At 71.2% G+C, this 19708-nt stretch carries 17 protein-coding genes; 7 read left to right on the top strand and 10 right to left on the bottom strand.

The window, feature by feature from the left end; translation table 11 throughout:
• The first annotated feature begins 1 nt into the window (after window position 1).
• Complete coding sequence (locus tag IEY99_RS14875) at window positions 2-1636, top strand: phytoene desaturase family protein (protein ID WP_189203444.1); 1635 nt, start codon at window positions 2-4, stop codon at window positions 1634-1636.
• A 145-nt stretch (window positions 1637-1781) separates the two neighbouring features.
• On the opposite strand, the gene IEY99_RS14880 is transcribed toward IEY99_RS14875, so the two are convergent.
• A complete protein-coding gene (locus tag IEY99_RS14880; RefSeq protein WP_189203641.1) occupies window positions 1782-3326 on the bottom strand; it encodes a Rieske 2Fe-2S domain-containing protein in 1545 nt (514 codons plus the stop codon).
• A 133-nt stretch (window positions 3327-3459) separates the two neighbouring features.
• On the opposite strand from IEY99_RS14880, the gene IEY99_RS14885 reads away from it, so the two are divergent.
• Window positions 3460-3687, top strand: coding sequence for a DUF2631 domain-containing protein (locus IEY99_RS14885; RefSeq protein ID WP_189203446.1), 228 nt, complete (start codon window positions 3460-3462; stop codon window positions 3685-3687).
• Between the two features lie 58 nt (window positions 3688-3745).
• Here IEY99_RS14885 and IEY99_RS14890 read toward each other — a convergent pair whose 3' ends face one another.
• From IEY99_RS14890 to rpsB, 7 genes are all read right to left on the bottom strand, one after another.
• A complete protein-coding gene (locus IEY99_RS14890) occupies window positions 3746-4834 on the bottom strand; it encodes a DivIVA domain-containing protein (protein WP_189203448.1) in 1089 nt (362 codons plus the stop codon).
• 40 nt (window positions 4835-4874) lie between these two features.
• Window positions 4875-6053, bottom strand: a complete 1179-nt coding sequence (gene rlmN, locus IEY99_RS14895; RefSeq protein ID WP_189203449.1) for a dual-specificity RNA methyltransferase RlmN — start codon at window positions 6051-6053, stop codon at window positions 4875-4877.
• A gap of 34 nt (window positions 6054-6087) precedes the next feature.
• Window positions 6088-7350, bottom strand: a complete 1263-nt coding sequence (locus IEY99_RS14900; RefSeq protein ID WP_189203451.1) for a phosphatidate cytidylyltransferase — start codon at window positions 7348-7350, stop codon at window positions 6088-6090.
• On the bottom strand, window positions 7350-7907 hold the full coding sequence (gene frr / locus IEY99_RS14905) for a ribosome recycling factor (protein ID WP_189203460.1): 558 nt from the start codon (window positions 7905-7907) through the stop codon (window positions 7350-7352). The genes IEY99_RS14900 and frr overlap by 1 nt, the downstream gene beginning before the upstream one ends.
• A gap of 56 nt (window positions 7908-7963) precedes the next feature.
• A complete protein-coding gene (gene pyrH, locus IEY99_RS14910; protein WP_071809031.1) occupies window positions 7964-8728 on the bottom strand; it encodes a UMP kinase in 765 nt (254 codons plus the stop codon).
• A gap of 102 nt (window positions 8729-8830) precedes the next feature.
• Window positions 8831-9661 (bottom strand): translation elongation factor Ts, encoded by an 831-nt coding sequence (tsf, locus tag IEY99_RS14915; RefSeq protein WP_189203462.1) that lies wholly within the window; start codon window positions 9659-9661, stop codon window positions 8831-8833.
• 77 nt (window positions 9662-9738) lie between these two features.
• Window positions 9739-10581, bottom strand: a complete 843-nt coding sequence (rpsB, locus tag IEY99_RS14920) for a 30S ribosomal protein S2 (protein WP_189203464.1) — start codon at window positions 10579-10581, stop codon at window positions 9739-9741.
• Window positions 10582-10946: 365 nt separating this feature from the next.
• On the opposite strand from rpsB, the gene IEY99_RS14925 reads away from it, so the two are divergent.
• From IEY99_RS14925 to dprA, 3 genes are all read left to right on the top strand, one after another.
• Window positions 10947-11306, top strand: coding sequence for a YraN family protein (locus IEY99_RS14925; protein WP_189203466.1), 360 nt, complete (start codon window positions 10947-10949; stop codon window positions 11304-11306).
• Window positions 11307-12845 (top strand): YifB family Mg chelatase-like AAA ATPase, encoded by a 1539-nt coding sequence (locus IEY99_RS14930; RefSeq protein WP_189203468.1) that lies wholly within the window; start codon window positions 11307-11309, stop codon window positions 12843-12845.
• 220 nt (window positions 12846-13065) lie between these two features.
• Window positions 13066-14289: a DNA-processing protein DprA gene (gene dprA / locus IEY99_RS14935; protein ID WP_373293351.1), complete on the top strand. Its 1224-nt coding sequence runs from the start codon at window positions 13066-13068 to the stop codon at window positions 14287-14289.
• A gap of 286 nt (window positions 14290-14575) precedes the next feature.
• Here dprA and IEY99_RS14940 read toward each other — a convergent pair whose 3' ends face one another.
• Window positions 14576-14761 (bottom strand): DNA-binding protein, encoded by a 186-nt coding sequence (locus IEY99_RS14940; RefSeq protein ID WP_071809027.1) that lies wholly within the window; start codon window positions 14759-14761, stop codon window positions 14576-14578.
• Between the two features lie 2541 nt (window positions 14762-17302).
• Between IEY99_RS14940 and IEY99_RS14945 the strand changes: the two genes are divergently transcribed.
• On the top strand, window positions 17303-17707 hold the full coding sequence (locus IEY99_RS14945) for a winged helix-turn-helix domain-containing protein (RefSeq protein WP_189203472.1): 405 nt from the start codon (window positions 17303-17305) through the stop codon (window positions 17705-17707).
• Between the two features lie 392 nt (window positions 17708-18099).
• Here IEY99_RS14945 and IEY99_RS14950 read toward each other — a convergent pair whose 3' ends face one another.
• Window positions 18100-18561 carry a pyridoxamine 5'-phosphate oxidase family protein gene (locus tag IEY99_RS14950; RefSeq protein ID WP_189203474.1) on the bottom strand — a complete coding sequence of 154 codons (462 nt, stop codon included), beginning with the start codon at window positions 18559-18561 and terminating at the stop codon, window positions 18100-18102.
• A gap of 184 nt (window positions 18562-18745) precedes the next feature.
• On the opposite strand from IEY99_RS14950, the gene IEY99_RS14955 reads away from it, so the two are divergent.
• Window positions 18746-19663 (top strand): tyrosine recombinase XerC, encoded by a 918-nt coding sequence (locus IEY99_RS14955; protein WP_189203476.1) that lies wholly within the window; start codon window positions 18746-18748, stop codon window positions 19661-19663.
• Window positions 19664-19708 lie beyond the last annotated feature (45 nt).

Genomic DNA, 19708 nt, shown 5'->3' on the forward strand with positions numbered 1-19708 from the left:
CATGAGTGCTCTGCCGGAACGCGCCGATGTCGTGATCATCGGGTCGGGCCACAACGGCCTGGTCTCCGCCGTCCTGCTGGCCCGCGCGGGGCTGGACGTCGTCGTCCTCGAGGCCGCCGACGTGCTCGGCGGCGCCACCCGCACCGAGCATCCGTTCGCCAAGGTCCCCGGCCTGGGCCAGTCCACCGGCTCATACCTGCTGGGCCTCATGCCGCCGGAGCTGCTCGCGACCCTCGACGTCGACATTCCCGTGCTGCGCCGCGACCCGCACTACTTCCTGCCGACGCCGGGCGGGCCCGGCTCGCCCTACCTGCTCTTCGGCACCGACCGCGAGGCCACCCGGGCCCAGATGGCGCAGTTCTTCTCCCCGCGCGACATCGCCGCGGACGAGGCGATGCAGGTCGAGATCGCCGCGCTGCGCGCCGACCTCGCCCCGGCCTGGCTGCAGGAGCCCGGGTCCGTCGAGGAGATCGCCGACCGCCACATCCGGCCGCAGCTCCAGAGCACCTTCATCGATCTGGTACGCGGCTCGGTCGCCGACTACCTCGAGCGCTTCGGCTTCAAGAGCGAGCTGCTGACCAGCATGTACGCGGTGACCGACGGTCTGTCCGGGCTGAACGCGGGCCCCGACGACCCCGGCACCGGCCACAACTTCCTCGTGCACAACATGTGCCGTCTGCCGGGCGCGGACGGCACGTGGATGATCGCCGCCGGCGGCATGGGCACGGTCTCGCGCACCTTCGCGGCGGCGGCCCGCTCCGCCGGGGCCCAGATCTTCACCGATACGCCGGTGAGCGCGGTGACCGTCTCCCAGGGGTCGGCGACCGGCGTGGCCCTCGCCGACGGCCGGACCGTCGAGGCCCGGGTCGTGCTGGGCGCCTGCGACCCGTACCGGCTGATGTCGCTGGTGCCCGAGGGCGCGCTGCCCGCCACGCTCACCGAGCGGATGGCGAAGGTGAGGAAGACCGGCACCACGATGAAGGTCAACCTGGCACTGTCCGGGCTGCCGCGCTTCGCCTGCCTGCCGAAGGGCACCCCCTCGCCGTTCGGCTCGACGATCCACCTGCTGCCGGGCTCCGCAGGCCTGAGTCTGACCGCGGCGGAAAACCGAGGAGAAACCGTCGTGGGGGGCCTCCCCGACCACGACTCGCCGATGGCCGCGCTGCGCGCGATGTGGGCGGACGTCCAGGCCGGGCGCCTGCCCGCGGAACCGACCATCGAGTGGTATCTGCACACCACGGTCGACCCGTCGCTGCAGGACGAGGCGGGACACCACTCGTCGGCGCTGTTCGTGCAGTCCGTGCCCTTCGAGCTCGCCGGCACCACCTGGGACGAGGCCCTGCCCGGCTACGTCACCAGGCTGCTGGAGATCTGCGACCGCTACGCGCCCGGCACATCGTCGCTGGTGGCGGACATGATGCCGCTGACCCCGGCCGGCATCGAGGAGCACTTCGGCATCACCGGCGGCCACATCCACCACGTCGACAACACGGTGGCCTTCGACGAGCGCATGCCCTACTTCACCGGCCTGGACGGCCTCTATGCCGGCTCGGCGGGCGCCCACCCGGCCGGCAGCGTCATCGGCGCCGCCGGCCACAACGCCGCCAAGCGCATCCTGAAGGACCTGGGCCGCTGACGGGGTTTGCCTTTCGGGCGCCACCACTCACGCACGTAGCCGGGGTGGGTCGAGCGTTCTGGGCGCCCCGCGCCCTGCTCGGCCCGCCCCGGCCCTCGGCGGGAGCAGCGGTCTGTACCCACCACCCCGCTACGACATCCCGCTCTCAAGAACCTGTCTTCTCCGCCCGGATCTTGTGTCCCACGCTGGTCAGACACTTCCCGCTGGGCAGGTCGAACTTCCAGCCGTGCAGCTGGCAGGTCAGCACGTTGCCCTCGACGATCCCGAACCGGCTCAGGTCCGCCTTCAGATGCGGGCAGCGCCGCTGGACCGTCCAGTCGCCGAGGTGGATGTCCTCCGCCTCGACGGCCTTCTCGTGCTCGTCGTACCAGCCCTCGGCATACTGCAGGCGCTCCTCGCTGAGGCACTTGAAGAACGCGTAGACGAACTCGTTGTACTGGCCGATGCGGGCGGCGGAGAAGCGGCAGCTCAGGAACAGCGAGTTCACCCAGTCGCCCTCGTCGATGAAGATCAGGTGCTCGATGAGCTCGCGCTGGGTGCGGAAGCGGTAGCGGACCTTCTCGTCGGCGTACGCGCGGACCTGCTTGCCGGGGAAGTCCACGACGATCGACTCGACCGCGTCGCCGTCGTAGCTGACCAGGTCGAAGCGGACCGGTCCGCCGACGCCCTTGGCCAGGTAGATGGACTCCTCGAGCAGCGGCTCGATGCGCTTCTTCAGCTCGCCCAGCACGTCGATCTCGGGGTGCCGCCAGGACGCCTTCTCGGCGGCGATGACCGGCGCCTTGCGCTCGCGCATCTCCTCGAGGTGCGCCTTCTTGTTCGCGAAGAACTCGTCGACGTCGGTGGGGTGGGTGGTCGTGATGTCACCCGTGGCGGTGACCTCCGACACGCTGCCCGGGAGCAGGACGACACCGTTGGTGCCGCCGACCTTCGCGTACTCGCTCATGAACACCGACTGGTCGGGGAAGATGTTCCCCTCGTCGCCGAAGATGTCGTTGAACTGCCACAGCTCGTCGTCGAGGAAGCACGGCGGGCCGGCGATCGGGAAGACGTGGTCGGCCTTCAGGTCGTCGATGTAACGCCAGGTGCGGTCGAACTGCCGGTCGCGCTTCTGCTTGCCGAACGCCGTCTTGGCGGCGGTGGGCAGCTCGTAGACCATCGGGTACCAGATGGCGCCGGAGAACTGCAGCATGTGCGCGTGCACGTGGCCCAGCTCGGCGAACCGCGAGAGGTCGGACGGGCGCGCGTCGTTCTGGTTGAGCAGGCGGACACCGTCGTACTCCACCCAGAGGGAGGAGTCGCCGATGGGACCGTCGGTGGGGCTGATCAGCGCCTGGATCATCACCTTGAGGCCGCCGTCGAGCTCGTGGACCTCGTCGCTCTTCGTCCGCAGGAAGCTGGTGAAGCCCAGGTCCCGCAGCTCGTCCTCGAGCTGGCTGGTCGGATACTCCGGCAGGAGCACGGTGGCCTTCTTGGATACGAACCGCTTGAGGTGCTCGGCGTCGAAGTGGTCCCGGTGCAGGTGGGAGACGTAGAGGTAGTCGACGTCGCCCAGCGCCTCCCAGTCCAGCAGCGAGTTGTCCGGGAAGGGGAACCACGACGCGAAGTACGCCGGGTTGACCCACGGGTCGCACAGGATGCTGCCCGCGCCCGTGTCGATCCGCATGCTGGCATGCCCAGTGCCCGTGATCCGCACTCTCGCTCCCTCGGCTCGGCAAAATCCGACGGCATCGAAGGTACCGGGTACGGGTTGGTGAGCCGCGCGCGGAGGCGGCGTGCGACACTGTGTGCCACCAGGGAAGCGTTCGTTTCGGGAGGACCTCGTGGCAGAAGAGCCGGTTTACGCGCCTGACCAGCTCAAGCCGGGCAACCGCAAGTCGGCCCGGATCGGGGCGCTGGGGTCGGCGGCGATCATGCTGCTCTACTTGTGGGGCAACCACGAGGGAAACACCGAGAACGTCTGGCTCATCGCCATCGCGGCGCTCCTGGTCCTCATCGTGCTGGGTGACGTGGTCCTGCGCCGCAACGGCCTGAAGCCGAACGACCAGTAGTCCCCGCGACCCGCGAAGGCCCGCTCTCCCTGCCGGGAGGCGGGCCTTTCTCGCGGGCTCACCGCATGTGCAGCAGGATGTCCTTCACCTCGCGCAGGGCGGCGTCGACCTCCGCCTCGAAGTAGCCACCGGGAACCAGCCCGAACTGCAGCGTGTCGAGCTCGTTCTCGGGCACCGGCATCGGGCCCCGGCCGGTCATGGCCTGCATGATGCTCTCGAAGAGGCGGTCGACCTGGGCCGGGTCGTACCCGCTGCCGAAGCGGCGGGGCTGGAACGTGCGGCGCAGCTGGTCGACGCGGTAGAGCTCGGGGCTGCCGCCCGGCGCGCCGCCCGGTCCCCCGGGTCCGCCGCCCATCGGCGGGCCGCTCATCGGCGGGCCGCCGATCGGCGGAGCGCCCATCGGGGGGCCGCTCATCGGCGGGCCGCTCATCGGCGGGCCGCTCATCGGGGCCGGGCCGCCGAAGCCGCCACGCTCGCGCTCCGGCATGCGGATCTCCGCGGTCATGTCGGGCTTGCCGTGCCGGCCCGGCTCGAACTGCTCGTAGCCGCCCGTGTCGTAGCCCTGCGGTCCCGCCGGCCGCTGCGGCATCTGCTGGCCGTAGCCGGGCTCCTCGTAGCGCCCGTACGGGTCCGGCGCCGGCATCTGCTGCCGCTGGGGCATCTGCTGCGGCGCCATGCGGTCGTCCTGCGCGTACGGGTCGCGGGCGTACTGGTCGTCGCGGGCGTACTGGTCCTCCCGGGCGTACTGGTCCTCCCGGGGGAACTGGCGGTCGTCGCGGACCGGGGCCGAGAGCCGCTCGGTCGGCGGGGAGGAGCGGCCCAGCGACTGACTCATCCGGTCGGCGGGCATGCCGCCGCCGCGCATCGGTTCGGGCTGCATGCGGGCCTCCGGGCCACGGCCGCCCCGGTCCTCGAACTCGGCGAGCTGCCGCTCCACCCGGTCCAGGTGCAGGTCGACCTGCCACTCGTCGTAGCCGCCGAAACGCACGCGGAAGACGACGTCGTGCACCTCCTGGGCGCCGACGGGCGCGCCGACCTGCTCGCCGGCGAGGGTCGCCTCGACCCGGTCGAGGAAGGCGTCCACCTCGTCCACCTTGTAGCCGCGGCGCAGTGCGCGACGGCGGAAACGCTGCCCCTGACTCGTCACAACGTCTCCCAAATTCGCGTCCGCTGGGAACCGGCCCCAGTCATCGTGCCACCTCCGCGTCGGCGGCGGCGCCCCCTGCGTCCACCACCGTCAGCTCACTTGCGGCCAGTTGGCCGCACGCACCGTCGATCTCCCGCCCCCGGGTGTCGCGGACCGTCGTCGCGACGCCGGCCTCGCGCAGCCGGCGGACGAACTCGCGCTCGACAGGCTTCGGGCTGGCGTCCCACCGGCTGCCCGGCGTCGGGTTGAGCGGGATCAGGTTCACATGCGCCAGCTTGCCGTGCAGCAGCCTGCCGAGCAGGTCGGCACGCCAGGGCTGATCGTTTACGTCCCTGATCAGGGCGTATTCGATGGAAATCCGACGACCGGTCTGCGCCGCGTAGCCGAACGCGGCATCGAGCACCTCGGCCACCTTCCAGCGCTGGTTGACGGGCACAAGCTCATCGCGCAGATCATCATCGGGGGCGTGCAGGGACAACGCAAGGGTCACAGACAGCCCTTCGGCGATCAACCGGCGCATTGCGGGCACGAGACCCACGGTCGAGACGGTGATGTGCCGTTGTGAGAGCCCGAGGCCCTCCGGCGCCGGCGCGGTGAGGCGGCGTACGGCCTCGATCACCCGCGGGTAGTTGGCGAGTGGCTCGCCCATGCCCATGAAGACGACCCGGGACAGCCGCGGCGGCGAGCCGGTGACCGCGCCGGAGGCGGCCACGCCGGCGAGATACACCACCTGGTCGACGATCTCGGCGACGGAGAGGTTGCGGGTGAGCCCGGCCTGCCCGGTGGCGCAGAACGGGCACGCCATGCCGCAGCCCGCCTGGCTCGACACGCAGGCGGTGACCCGGTCGGGGTAGCCCATCAGCACGCTCTCGACCATGGCGCCGTCGTGCAGCTTCCACAGCGTCTTGCGGGTGGCGCCGTCGTCACAGGCCAGCTCCCGCTGCGGGGTCAGCAGGGTGGGCAGCAACACCTCGGTGAGCCGGTCGCGGGCGGCGGCCGGCAGGTCGGTCATGGCCGCGGGGTCGCGCACGAGCCGGCCGAAGTAGTGGGTGGAGAGCTGCTTGGCCCGGAAGGCGGGCTCACCGAGGTCGGCGACGGCGGCCTGGCGGCCGGCCAGGTCGAGGTCGGCGAGGTGGCGTGGGGGCATGGCGGGACGACGGCGCGTGGTCACCGCGTCGGGCTGGTCGGGGCTGGTCGGGATGACCGGAAGAATCGTCATGACGGATCCAGTCTCCCACGTCGAGTACACATGCCTACCCCGGCGGCGCGATGAGGGAGAGCAGCAGATACGCCGCGGGGACCGCGAACAGGATCGAGTCGAGCCGGTCCATCAGCCCGCCGTGGCCCGGAAGCAGGTTGCTCATGTCCTTGACCCCGATGTCGCGCTTGAGCATCGACTCGGCGAGATCGCCCGTGACGGCCGCGACGGAGATCACGGCGCCGAAGAGCAGGCCCCACCCGAACGAGACGTCGAGCAGGAAGTACAGCAGGAGGCCGCTGCCCACGGCCGCGGCGGTCACCGAGCCGGCGAAGCCCTCCCAGGACTTCTTGGGGCTGATGGTGGGCGCCATCGGGTGCTTGCCGAAGAACACGCCGGCCGCATACCCGCCGGTGTCGGAGAGAATCACGGCGATCAGTGCGGTCAGCACGCGGGAGGGGCCGTCCTCGGGCTGGGCGAGCAGAGCACCGAAGCCCAGCAGGAAGGGTACGTAGACGGCCACCAGGGCGGCCGCGGCCAGATCTCGCCGGAAGCCGGCCTGGTGCTCGCTGAAGCGCCAGACCAGGGCGGCGAGCAGCGTGGCCAGCAGGCCGAGCTGCAACGCGTCGGGTCCGTAGAACCACGCCAGGCCGATCATCAGCACGCCGCCGGCCAGGAGCGGGACCAGCGGGGGCCGCGCCCCGGTGACCTTGAGCGCCCGGACCGTCTCCCAGATGCCCACGCCGGCGACGACCACGAGGACGCCGAGGAAGGCTTCCTTCCAGATGATCAGGGAGAGCAGGATGGCCAGGCCGAGGCCCAGGCCGACGCCGATCGCCGCGGGCAGGTTGCGGCCCGCCCTGCCCTTCTGCTTCGCCGGCACCGGCTTCCCGTCCCGTCCCGCGCGGCGCTTGCCCGGTCCGCGACGGCCGGCTTCCGCGGTGGTCAACTCCCACTCCGCCTGTGATGTGGAGGTCGCGGCCGTAGGTGCCGCCCATTCCGGCTCGGCGGCGCTGGGCGCCGCCCAATCCGGCCCGGCGGCGCTCGGTGCCGCCGGATCCCGCCCGGCGGCGGTGGAGGCCGCCCAATCCGGCCCGGCGGCGGTGGGTGCCGCCCAGTCGGGGCCGGCGGCGCTCGGTGCCGCCCAGTCGGGGCCGGCGGACCACGGTGCGCCGGACGGCTGGGCCGGAGCGCCGGGCCGCCGGTCCTGCCCGAGCCGCTCGGCGGGCGCCTTCCCGGCGTACGGAACCGGGGCGTCGGAGGGTCCTGACGCCCGGCTGCCGGAGGGGTGCCCGCCGCGGGGCTCGGGGTACGTCATCAGACCTCGAGCAGCTCGGCTTCCTTGTGCTTGACCAGCTCGTCGACCACCGCGACATAGCGGTGGGTGACGTCGTCCAGCTCCTTCTCGGCGCGGCGGCCGTCGTCCTCGCCGGCCTCGCCGTCCTTGACCAGGCGGTCGAGCTGCTCCTTGGCCTTGCGGCGCACGTTGCGGATCGCCACGCGCCCCTCCTCGGCCTTGTGCCGCGCGACCTTGATCATCTCGCGGCGCCGCTCCTCGGTCATCTGCGGCAGGTGGATGCGCAGCTGGGTACCCTCGTTGTTGGGGTTCACCCCGAGGTCGGAGTCGCGGATCGCGCGCTCGATCGGCCCGAGCTGGGACTGGTCGTAGGGCTTCACGATCACCATGCGCGGCTCGGGCACCCCGACGGACGCCATCTGGGTCACCGGGGTGGGCGCGCCGTAGTAGTCGACAACGATCTTGGAGAACATCGCCGGCGTGGCACGGCCCGTACGGATCGCGGCGAACTCCTCCTTGGCGTGCTCGACCGCGCTCTCCATCTTTTCTTCGGCCTCGAAGAGGATCTCGTCGATCACCGCTCCGTCGCCTCCTTGCTTCTGCTGAGAAATCCGCTGGTGGGGGTTGCGCGGGATCAGGTGGTGATCAAGGTACCGATCTTCTCGCCGCTGACCGCGCGGACGATGGTCTCGTCACCCTGGGCACCGAAGACGAGCATGGGCAGGCCGTTCTCCTCGCAGAGGCTGAAGGCGGCCTGGTCGGCCACCCGCAGGCCCTGCTGGAGGACGCCGGCGAAGGTGATGTGGTCGATCTTGCGGGCCGCCGGGTCCGTCCGGGGGTCGGCGGTGTAGACGCCGTCGACGCCGTTCTTGCTCATCAGCACCAGATCGGCGTGGATCTCCAGGGCGCGCTGCGCCGTGACGGTGTCCGTGGAGAAGTACGGCATGCCCGCGCCGGCGCCGAAGATGACGACCCGGCCCTTCTCCAGGTGGCGGATGGCCCGCAGCGGAATGTACGGCTCGGCGACCTGGGCCATCGTGATCGCGGTCTGCACCCGCGTCTCGATGCCCTCCTTCTCGAGGAAGTCCTGCAGGGCGAGGCAGTTCATGACCGTGCCGAGCATGCCCATGTAGTCGGCGCGGTTGCGGTCCATGCCGCGCTTCTGCAGCTCGGCGCCGCGGAAGAAGTTGCCGCCGCCGACGACGACGGCGATCTGCACGCCACGCCGCGTCACCGTGGCGATCTGCCGGGCGATGCCCTGCACGACGTCGGGGTCGACGCCGACCGCACCACCGCCGAAGACCTCGCCGGAGAGCTTGAGGACGACCCGCCGGGGCCGTTCGGGCCGCGGCGCCGGGATCTCACTCACCGCAACAGTCTGCTCGGTCACCATCGTCATGCCGACCCCGCCCTTCCTTCGCTAACCCGAGACCTTATGTGACGGGGAGGCCGGGCGCTTGTCCAGCGTCCCGACCTCCCGCGCAGTGCGCCGGCGGCTGGATTACTCCTGGCCGACCTCGAACCGGACGAAGCGGGTGACCTCGATGCCGGCGTCGGCGGCGACCTGCTTCACGGTCTTCTTGTTGTCGGTGACCGACGCCTGCTCGAGCAGGACGAAGTCCTTGAAGAAGGAGTTCACCCGACCCTCGACGATCTTGGGCAGCGCCTGCTCGGGCTTGCCCTCCTCGCGCGCGGTCTCCTCGGCGATGCGGCGCTCGTTCTCGACCGTCTCGGCCGGCACCTCGTCGCGGGTGAGGAACTTGGGCCGCATCGCGGCGATCTGCATGCCGACGGCGCGGGCGTCGTCGGCACCGGCCTCGTCGTCCTTGCCGGTGTACTGCACCAGGACACCGACCTGCGGCGGCAGGTCCTGGGCCTTGCGGTGCAGGTAGACCGCGACGTTGCCGTCGAGCTCGGCGAAGCGGTTGACGACGATCTTCTCGCCGATCTTGGCGGAGAAGTCCTGGACCAGGTCGGCGACGGCGCGCCCGTCCTCCAGCGAGGAGCCGAGCAGCGCGGCGGCGTCCGCGGCCTTGATCTTGGCACCGTGCTCGACCAGCTGCTGACCCAGCGCGACGAAGTCGGCGTTCTTGGCGACGAAGTCCGTCTCGCAGTTCAGCTCGAGCAGCGCCGTGCCGGAGTGGGCGACGATGCCGTTGGCGGCGGTGCGACCCGCGCGCTTGCCGACGTCCTTGGCACCCTTGATGCGCAGGAACTCGACGGCCTTGTCGAAGTCACCGTCCGACTCCTCGAGCGCCTTCTTGCAGTCCATCATGCCGGCGCCGGTGAGGTCGCGGAGCTTCTTGACGTCCGCGGCGGTGTAGTTGGCCATGGCTCTCTCTTCGATCCTCTGAGTATCGGGTCTGCGGGCGCCGGCCGCCGTGCGGCGGCCGGCGGCCCCCTGAGGAATTACTCCGCGGCGGTCGCGACCGGCTGCTCGGCCTCGTCGGCCTTCTTCTCGGCGCCCTCGTAGAGGTCGCGCTCCCACTCGGGCAGCGGCTCGCCGGCGGCGACGGTGGTGGCCTCGGGCTTGGCGTCGGCGTCGCCGCCACGGCCCCGGCCGGAACGGGCGATCAGGCCGTCGGCGACCGCGGTGGCGACGACCTTGGTCAGCAGCTCGGCGGAGCGGATCGCGTCGTCGTTACCCGGGATCGGGAAGTCGACCTCGTCCGGGTCGCAGTTGGTGTCGAGCACCGCGATGACCGGAATGCCCAGCTTGCGGGCCTCGTCGACGGCGATGTGCTCCTTCTTGGTGTCGACGACCCAGATCGCCGACGGCACCTTCGTCATGTCCCGCAGGCCACCGAGGGTCTTGGTGAGCTTGGTCTTCTCGCGGAAGAGCTGCAGGGTCTCCTTCTTGGTGTAACCCGCGGCGGTGCCGGTCAGGTCACCCAGGGCCTCGAGCTCCTTCATGCGCTGCAGACGCTTGTACACCGTCTGGAAGTTGGTGAGCATGCCACCCAGCCAGCGGTGGTTGACGTACGGCTGGCCGACGCGGGTCGCCTGCTCGGCGATCGCCTCCTGGGCCTGCTTCTTGGTGCCGACGAAGAGGATGTGGCCACCCTCGGCGACGGTGTCCCGCACGAAGCTGTACGCCTTCTCGATGTAGTCGAGGGTCTGGCGCAGGTCGATGATGTAGATACCGTTGCGCTCGGTGAAGATGAAGCGCTTCATCTTCGGGTTCCAGCGCCGGGTCTGGTGCCCGAAGTGGACACCGCTCTCCAGCAGCTGGCGCATGGTCACGACGGCCATGGTGAATTGCTCCCTGTGATCCCTGGTTGTCACGCTCACCGGCGGTGGGCGTCCTGGCGCCCGGTCGCCGGCCCGGAGTGGGCCCGAGGCAATCGGGACCAGGGAGGGCCGTCGCTGACGGCTCATGATCGAACATGGCACTGATCGATACACAGCAGCGGCAGAGGGCGCGCGAGGTCGACCGCGCAGGGCGGTCGCCGCCGACAAGCATACGCCGTGCGCCGGGATGCTCGCTCCCGGGCTGGTCCGGGCGGTGTTTGCCGACCCTCTAGCACGGCTGCGCCGCCACCGGGCGTTATCCACATTTGTGTCCCGTCCACAGCCCCGGTGGGCGACTCCGGCCCTCCGCCGCCAGGCTGACGGGCATGACGAAGCAGAGACAGGCGGTCGGCGCGTACGGCGAACGCCTCGCGGAACGCCACCTGAGCGCCCAGGGGCTGGTCGTCCTCGCCCGCAACTGGCGCTGCCGCGACGGCGAGGTCGACCTGATCCTCCGCGACGGCGAGGACGTCGTGTTCTGCGAGGTGAAGACCCGGCGCGGCGAGGCGTACGGAAGCCCCGCCGAGGCCGTCGACCGCGCCAAGGTCCAGCGGCTGAGGAAGCTGGCCTCCCGCTGGCTGGCACAGAGCACCCTGCGGCCCCGCGAGGTCCGCTTCGACGTGGTGGCGGTCACACCACAGCCCAAGGGGGCAACCCGGGTCGAGCACCTGCGCGCGGCGTTCTGAATGAGCTACGCGAAAGTGCTGTGCGTCGGCCTCGTCGGCGTGCGCGGCCACCTCGTCGAGGTCGAGGCCGACCTCTCCCCCGGCCTGCCCGCCGTGGTGCTGACCGGGCTGCCGGACACGGCGCTGAGCGAGGCGCGCGACCGGGTCCGTGCCGCCCTGGTCAACTCGGGTCAGGCCTGGCCCAACCGGCGGATCACCGTGAACCTCCTGCCCGCCGCGTTGCCCAAGCACGGCAGCGCCTTCGACCTGGCGATCGCGTGCGCGCTCCTGGCGAGCGCCGGGGAGCTGCCGCTCGCGCCGCTGGAAGGCGTCGTCGTGCTGGGCGAGCTCGGCCTCGACGGCACCGTGCGCCGCGTCCGCGGGGTGCTCCCCATGGTCACGGCGGCCGTCGAGGCGGGCGCCACCCGCGTGGTCGTACCGGTGGGCAACGCCCGGGAGGCCGCCGTCGTGCCCGGGATAACCGTCGGCCCGGTGGATTCGCTGCACCGGCTCGTCGCCTTCGTCAAGGGCGGCACGCCACTGCCGGACCTCCCTCCCCGCCGGTGCGCACCCGTTGCCGCCGGCCCCGACCTTGCGGACGTGGCCGGCCAGGAGCTGGGCCGCTATGCGATCGAGGTAGCCGCCGCCGGCGGGCACCACGTGGCCATGGTCGGGCCACCGGGCGCCGGGAAGACGATGCTGGCCGAGCGCCTGCCCTCGATCCTGCCCGAGCTGGACGACGCGTCGGCGCTCGAGGTGACCGCCCTGCAGAGCATCGCCGGCGTCCTGCCACCGGGCGGCACGCTGGTCAGGCGGCCCCCGTTCCAGGCGCCCCACCACAGCGCGAGCCTGGCGGCCCTGGTCGGCGGCGGCGCGGGCCTGGCGCGGCCCGGCGCGATCTCCCTCGCCCACCGCGGCGTCCTGTTCCTCGACGAGGCGCCCGAGTTCGCGCAGCCCACCCTGCAAGCCCTGCGCCAGCCTCTGGAGAGCGGCCGCGTCGTCCTGGCCCGCTCACGCGGCACGACGGAGTATCCGGCCCAGGTCCAGATCGTCCTGGCCGCGAACCCCTGCCCCTGCGCGAACCCGGCCGGAGATCAGCATTGCCAGTGCTCGGCGATCGCCCGCCGCCGTTACCTGGGCAGGCTCTCGGGTCCGCTCATGGACCGCATCGACATCCACATCAAGCTCGCACCGCTGGGCGTCGCCCAGCTCCTGACGCCGGACACGCCGGCCGAGTCGTCCGCCCAGGTGGCGGTCCGGGTCGCGAGGGCCCGCGGCGCCGCGGCGGCGCGCTGGTCCGGCCGGGGCTGGAGGGTCAATGCCGAGGTGCCGGGGCCGCAGCTCCGCCGGCCACCCTGGCGCCTGCCGCCGCAGGACACCCGGGCGCTGCGCAACGGGTTGGAAAGGGGCTCGCTGTCGGCCCGCGGCTTCGACCGCACGCTGCGGCTGGCGTGGTCGATCGCGGACCTCGACGGACGGGACCGACCGAACGGGTCCGACGTGGACGAGGCCGCTCAGTTGAGGATGGGAGAAGCGCATGACCGTCACGCCAGGCGTTGAGCGGCAGCCGAACAAGGACCAGCCGCACGGCGATCACCATGGTCCCTCCAACCGCCGCCAACCGCCCGCCGACCCTCGATCGGTCGCCGGCCCTCAACCGTCCGCCAGCCCTCAACCGTCCGCCGACCCTCAACCGTCCGCCGACCCTCAACCGTCCGCCGACCATCGGCGGTCCGGCGGCGACCAGCCACGCGGTCAGGCCGCCCCGACTCGGCGGCATGTGGGTGGCGTGCCGCAAGATTCCGATCGGCTGGCGCGGGTCGCGCTCACGTGGCTGGCCGAGCCCGGCAACCGGATCGTCTGGCAACTCGTGCAGGCCCACGGCGCCGAGGAGACCCTCCAGCGGCTGATCGGCGGCGACATACCCGAGGCCGCCCTGCGTACGGCTGTGGCCACCCGCTCGACGTCAGCAGACCCGTGGCGGGTCGCCGAGGTCGCCCTGCGCCGCGCGCAACGGCTGGGCGCCCGGGTGGTCGTGCCGTCCGACGACGAATGGCCCGCCGGTGTGCAGTCGCTGGCGACGCTCGAGCTGGACGCCGGCGGCCGGATCAACCGCGACGTCAAGCCCCCGTTGTGTCTCTGGGTGCGCGGTGCACGGCCGCTGAGCGACGCCCTCGAGCGATCGGTGGCGGTCGTCGGGGCGCGGGCCGCCACGCCGTACGGCCTGCGCGTGACGGCGGATCTCGCGTACGGGCTCGCCGAGCAGGGGTGGACGGTGGTCTCCGGCGGGGCGTTCGGGATCGACGCCGCCGCGCACCGGGCGACGCTGGCGGCGGGCGGGTTCACGGTCGCGGTGCTGGCGTGCGGCGTCGACCGGCCGTACCCGGTGGGCAACACGGCCTTGTTCGAGCAGGTCGCCGAGAGCGGGTTGGTGATGAGCGAGTGGCCTCCGGGCGCGGAACCGCTGCGGCACCGGTTCCTGATCCGCAACCGCGTCATCGCCGCGGCGACGACCGGCACGGTGGTGGTCGAGGCGGCGGCCCGCAGCGGCGCCGTGCAGACGATGAGCCGTGTGGTGGCCTTGAACCGGCGCGCCATGGTCGTACCCGGCCCCGTCACCTCGGCGATGTCGGTCGGCTGTCACGAGCTGCTGCGCCGATATCCGCAGGCGCGGGTCGTGACGGGTGTCGCGCACGTACTCGACGAGGTCGGCCGGATCGGTGAGTATCTGGCGGAGCCTGCGCGGGGCGGTGACCATGCCCGGGACGGCCTCGACGAGGAATCGGCCCTGGTGCTGGAGGCGGTGCCGCGCCGCGGGATCGCCGGCCCCGAGGAACTGGCGGCGAGGGCCGGCCTGGGTCTGCGCACGGTGCTGCGGCGACTGTCGCTCTTGGAGATCAAGGGCCTGGTGGTACGCCGGGAGGGCGGAATCGCACTGGCGGCGTTGGCGAGGACACCGGTCGCCCGCACCGACACGCCATCGCGGACCCGGTCCCCGGCATGACGAGGCCCGCCACCGGACCGATTCCGTACGCAGGCCCGGGCATGACAGGTCTGCTGTCCCGTGCACCTCCTGGAGGCGGTGTCACAGAGCCCTGTGGTCTTCTGCCTCCCACGGGCGCAGATATCACCACGCCGGGCGCTATCACCACGCCGGGCGTTGAGGAGCCTCTGTGCCCGACCTCGCCGCTCCGATCGCAGGCGGTTCGGTAGCCGCGTGGCATCGGCCGCGCTCCGCGCGGGGCAGCGAGGCCGGAATCCGCGGCGCCCCGCGAGGGAGCGGAGCCGACTCAGCCTTCGGTGTCGTCCAGGTCTCGACGATGGACCTTCATCCACGCCTCCACATCTTCGGTCAGCCAAACCTTGCCCTGCGCCAGATCCGCGATCGGCGCGGGGAAGTCGGCCCTGCTGGTGATCTGGTACGCCCGCTGCCGGCTCACCCCGCCCAGACGGACGCGGATCTCGTGCGCACCCATGAGTCGGATCGACTTAGCCACATGATCGACCGTAGGCGCATGACTATTAGCCATGGGTCAACTTGTTGAGAGACAGCTAGTTATGGAGCAACTACAGTGGCTCCATGACTACCCCCCGTGGGAGGAGCCCAGATCCGGCTCCGCACCCCACCACCCACAGACGCCACTGGCGCAGCCTGTGGCGCCGTTGCGTATGCGGCCACCAGGCCTCCTGCCCCTTCCGCGCGGCACGAGATTCCCCCTTCGGCCCGGCCCGAGACTCCGGCGTGCAGTGGACCCGCGAGGGTCTTCGAACCGGCGCAGACGTCGGCGGTCCCGAAGATTCTGCGACTCCCGCGAACGACACGGCAACTCGGGATGCCGGATGGTTCGGGATTCTCCCACCAACCCGCGAGGCTTGGAGACGGCCGCCTGAGGTCGCTCCGCCCGCGGCGGCATCCGCCTATCCGCCGACGTCGGCCGGCCACCCACCAACAGATCACCGGTCCGCCGGCGAACGCCGCCCGCGTTGGGCCTCCACAAGCAGAGCCTCGCCGCCCGACGTTCCTTCTCGGCGAGCCCCCATCCCCCTCGTCCCGCAGCCGCGGAAAGCACGAGGCCAGCACCAGGCGCGGGAACCGGCGCGAGCCGGGCATTCAGCGAACCACATCCGGGTCGGCGGAAGCGAGACAGCCCGAGCGGACGGCTACCCCACAGCGGCGCAGAACCCTCGGAGCGAAGACACACGCCACGCTCGTTACATCCCCCACAACGGAGTCGTGCCAGTACGCGACAGGATTGACGCAGAAGCACGGCCAGCCGCTAACGCGCTCGGCGAAGCAACACAACGAACCCGCGACGCCCCACCACTCGAAACACCACCACCCAGGAACACGCACGGCCAAGTAGAACCGCGAGCCCGCAACCCTCCGCCGGTTGAAACACCACTGGCCAGAAACGCGCTCCGCGAAGCAACACAGCGAGCGCCCAACCCCGCGCGCACCGAAGCACAGTGGACGCGCCGCGCGCCGCTCGAAGGTTTGTCCCAGACTCGGCAACTCTTGCACGAGGAGGCACGTCCACCGAGCAGGGCCTGTCCGACGACGGCAAACGATGCAGGCAGAGCGCGAGACGGGACTCTCGCCAGTACAGGCGTCGGATGGTGGCATACCGGCTCATCCTCTTCAGCTGACACAGCGGCGCGCCGGCTGAAGCTTCTCGTCGATTCCACGGAGGATCGCGGCCCGTCCGAGGCCGGAATTTTCTCGCCTTCCGCTCATGGGCCTCCTGCGGGCCCGGCCTTCCCGGCGCACCCACCGCGGCGGGAAGGCGGCGTACCGGACTGGGCGGCGCCCACCGTGGCCTTCGACCAGATCGGCAGAGCCGGCGCGCTCACACCGGCGCAGGCTTTCCGTGCGAATCGGGGCCGCACGTGACCTTCACCGGCACGCATCGTGCCGCAGATGCAGAGAGCGAAGACAGTGACCATTTCCCAGTACGACTCGAGCGCCTCGGCTCGACGTCGCCTGAACCCACCCGGTTACTCGCCGCACCTCGTCGGCGAGCGTCCGTGCGCGCCGAGCGGGCGACCTCTCGGGGCCGCGCATGGTGAACTTCCCGCACCCGGCATGGCCACCGATCGAGCATCTGGGCAGGCCGCCCGGATGGGACTGTGCGGCATGCGCACAGCCGTGGCCCTGCACCCAGGCGAAGTCGGAACTCCTCGTCGAGTTCGCGGGCCGTCCCACGTTGTTGACGTTGTACTTGTCCTCCTACATGTCCGCCGCGGCCAAGGATCTGACGGCTCACGACGGGCGCCCACCGGCCGATCTCTGGCAGCGGTTTCTGGGGTGGATTCCGCAAACTGGGCCCGGCACACCGCCGGGACCAATTCCCAGCACACCGCCCGAAGAAACTCCCGCACCGACGGAGGAAACTCCCAACACACCGCCCCGAGAGACTCCCAGCGCACCGCCGGAGCAAGCCCCCGGCACACCGCCCGGAGAAACTCCCGGCACGCCCCCGGAAGAGACACCCGGCACACCACCGGGCGGAACGCCCGGCACACCGCCGGGATCTGCGCCGGAGAGCGACGCAACGGGCGATCAGTAGTAAGTGCCGGCGTTTCGCTGGCGGAGCGTGGTCCGCGATGCGTGTATGTGCGGATGCTTCGCGGGAACGCCTCGCCGGAGGGCCGCGGTCAGGCCGTGACAGGCGAGAGCGTGCGGGTCGCAGGGCCAGAAGGCGCGGCATGTGGTGCAGAAACCGTCGTCGCGGGGCCAGTGATCCCGATACAGGCCATAGGCCAGGCGCCAGATCAAGGGATCTGCTCCGGTAGGTGGATCGGCGGGCGGATGCTCCGGATCTCCGTCGAAGGTCGACACGGCCACCCCCGGATGACGCAACAGTGAAGGGCAGACGGCGGCCGGGACCTTGGGGGACCGCCGACCGCCGCTGGCCACGCGATCAAGCTCGGCCTTCTCAGCGTGGCGGGACGATCATACCTACGTTCTTTCGTACGTACAATATTATGGAGCATCGTGACCACGTACGGTGTCAGTCATGATCGATCCCTCGGCCGACCGCGCGGTGTTCCGCCAGCTCGCCGACCTGCTGCGCGGCCAGATCGAGTCCGGCGACCTCGCACCTGGCGAGCCGTTGCCGAGCGAACTGCGCCTCGCCCAGGAGTACGGCATCAGCCGCACGACGGTCCGGCAGGCGATCGGCCAGCTCCGCACCGAGGGCCTGGTCACGGTCGACCGTCCTCGGGGGACGTTCGTGCGCGTGCCTGAGCCGATGGAGACGGTGACCCTGGGCCGCGGCGAGAAGGCCGGAGCGCGCATGCCCACCGACGCCGAGCGCCGCACCTACCGCCTCGGCGAGGGCGTGCCCGTCCTGGTCGTCACGGCAACGGACGGCACGGTCACGGTGTACCCCGCCGACCGCGTCCAGCTGACCCGCCCCTGACAGCAGGCCCCCCGCTGCCGCCTCAAGGGCATTCGCGCCTCTGCGGCCCGTAGACACCGGCTCCCCCCGTTTCCAGGGGCCGGCCTAAGACTTCAAATGGCACACCCCGCTCCGGAAAAGCACATGCGCTGATCGGCTGGGACGAGATTGGCGACGGCGCGCGCTCCAAGGGGGCAAACGCTCCTCTGCCCCACGCCGCGACTCGGCGGGAGGAACGGCGGACTGGCGGCCCAAACGCCGAAGAGATCGCCGCATCGCCGACGATGCCCGGCCCAGCAGAAGGCCGCCCTTGCAGGCGAGGGACAGTCCGGGACGGCAGCCCACTTACGAGGAACCTTCCGGGACAGCAGCGCAGCCCACCTACGAAGAACCGTCCGGGACGGCAGCGCAGGTCACTTGCGGGTGCGACGCCGGTAGCCGTGGCGCGTGTCCCAGGACTCGATCACCAGATGGTCGGCCGGTTCGCCGACGTAGGTCAGGGAGACCTCGCGCACGTCCACCCGGAAGTAGCCCGAGTCCGGGAACGGGCTGTCCCCCGGCACCGGCATCTCCACCGCGGTGCCGGCGAGCTTGGCGTCGCCCGGCCACCGCTCCGGGTGGTCCGGCGGCGGCTCGATCGTGGGGCTGTGGATCGCGATGCGGGGATCACGGCGGACGTCGAGGAGCTTCATCGAGCCGCCCATCGAGCCGAAGGTGATCTCGCCGGCGTCGAAGGCGAGCTCGGTGCCGCTGATGCGGGGAGAACCGTCGCGGCGCAGGGTCGCGATGGTCTTGTTGGTGCCCGCCTCGAAGCGGGCCTTGACCTTGGCGGCGAACGCCGGACTGTCCTGCTCTATCTCCTGCCAACTCGCCATGCTTCGACCCTAGAGCGAGGGTCCGACAAGAACAGCCCGCGAGCGCGGCCGTTGGCACAGTTCTGGAAGCTGGCGCTGAGTCACGAGGACGAGCCCGCCTCGCAACGATCGAACACCAGGTGCGATGGAAACTCCGGCGCGGTACGGAGAGCGGTTCATCCCCCGGACGCGGAATGATGGGGCGATGAACACCCGCGATGTCCACGAGGCGCTGCCGCCGGCGCTGCGCCAGGCCGTGGACGACTTCGGCCTGCATCTGGCGCGGGTCGACAACCGCTCGGCCCACACCGTACGGGCATATGTCGGTGACGTCGTCTCCCTGCTCGACCATGCCGCGCAGCAAGGTTGCGCCTCCCCCGGCGACCTGGACATCGGAATTCTGCGCGGGTGGCTCGCGCGGCGGATGTCCGGCGGCGCGGCGCGGACCTCGCAGGCGCGGCGGGCGGCCGCGGCACGGACGTTCACCGCGTGGGCGCATCGGTCCGCGCTCTGCGCGGCCGATGTGGGCGCGCAGCTCGCCAGCCCGCGGGCGCATCGCGATCTTCCGTCGGTGTTGCGCGCCGATCAGGCGGCGGACCTGGTCGTGACCACGGCCGACCCCCATGGCGTACGGGACAGAGCGGTCCTCGAACTGCTCTATGCCACCGGCGTACGGGTGAGCGAACTCTGCGGCCTGGACCGGTCGGACGTGGACGAGGCGCGCCGGGTGGTCCGCGTCCTCGGCAAGGGCGCCAAGGAGCGGGCGGTTCCCTACGGCGTGCCGGCGCAGCGGGCCCTCGACGACTGGCTGCGGCACGGACGCCCGAAGCTGGCCCACCCGGGCAGCGGCGACGCACTGTTCCTAGGCGCGCGCGGCGGCCGGTTGCAGCCGACCGTGGTACGCCGGATCGTCGACGCCGCGGCCCGGGCGGCCGGCCTGCCCCACACCAGCCCCCACGACCTGCGCCACTCGGCGGCGACCCACCTGCTGGACGGCGGCGCCGACCTGCGCGCGGTCCAGGATCTGCTGGGGCACGCGTCCCTGTCGAGCACCCAGATCTACACCCACGTGTCGACGGAACGCCTCCGCGCCGCCTTCGACCAGGCCCACCCCCGCGCCTGAGGCACCCGCCTCCCAGAAGACCCCCACACAAGACAAACCGGAACA

The sequence above is a fragment of the Couchioplanes azureus genome (genome assembly GCF_014648355.1).
GTDB lineage: Bacteria > Actinomycetota > Actinomycetes > Mycobacteriales > Micromonosporaceae > Actinoplanes > Actinoplanes azureus.

What these genes read in the sequence shown, in the direction of transcription:
- IEY99_RS14875 (WP_189203444.1), top strand. Translation starts at nt 2, where the DNA reads ATGAGTGCTCTGCCGGAACGCGCCGATGTCGTGATCATCGGGTCGGGC.
- rlmN (WP_189203449.1), bottom strand. Translation starts at nt 6,053, where the DNA reads ATGACGATTCTTCCGGTCATCCCGACCAGCCCCGACCAGCCCGACGCG.
- IEY99_RS14900 (WP_189203451.1), bottom strand. Translation starts at nt 7,350, where the DNA reads ATGACGTACCCCGAGCCCCGCGGCGGGCACCCCTCCGGCAGCCGGGCG.
- pyrH (WP_071809031.1), bottom strand. Translation starts at nt 8,728, where the DNA reads ATGACGATGGTGACCGAGCAGACTGTTGCGGTGAGTGAGATCCCGGCG.
- tsf (WP_189203462.1), bottom strand. Translation starts at nt 9,661, where the DNA reads ATGGCCAACTACACCGCCGCGGACGTCAAGAAGCTCCGCGACCTCACC.
- rpsB (WP_189203464.1), bottom strand. Translation starts at nt 10,581, where the DNA reads ATGGCCGTCGTGACCATGCGCCAGCTGCTGGAGAGCGGTGTCCACTTC.
- IEY99_RS14925 (WP_189203466.1), top strand. Translation starts at nt 10,947, where the DNA reads ATGACGAAGCAGAGACAGGCGGTCGGCGCGTACGGCGAACGCCTCGCG.
- IEY99_RS14930 (WP_189203468.1), top strand. Translation starts at nt 11,307, where the DNA reads ATGAGCTACGCGAAAGTGCTGTGCGTCGGCCTCGTCGGCGTGCGCGGC.
- IEY99_RS14940 (WP_071809027.1), bottom strand. Translation starts at nt 14,761, where the DNA reads ATGGGTGCGCACGAGATCCGCGTCCGTCTGGGCGGGGTGAGCCGGCAG.
- IEY99_RS14945 (WP_189203472.1), top strand. Translation starts at nt 17,303, where the DNA reads ATGATCGATCCCTCGGCCGACCGCGCGGTGTTCCGCCAGCTCGCCGAC.
- IEY99_RS14950 (WP_189203474.1), bottom strand. Translation starts at nt 18,561, where the DNA reads ATGGCGAGTTGGCAGGAGATAGAGCAGGACAGTCCGGCGTTCGCCGCC.
- IEY99_RS14955 (WP_189203476.1), top strand. Translation starts at nt 18,746, where the DNA reads ATGAACACCCGCGATGTCCACGAGGCGCTGCCGCCGGCGCTGCGCCAG.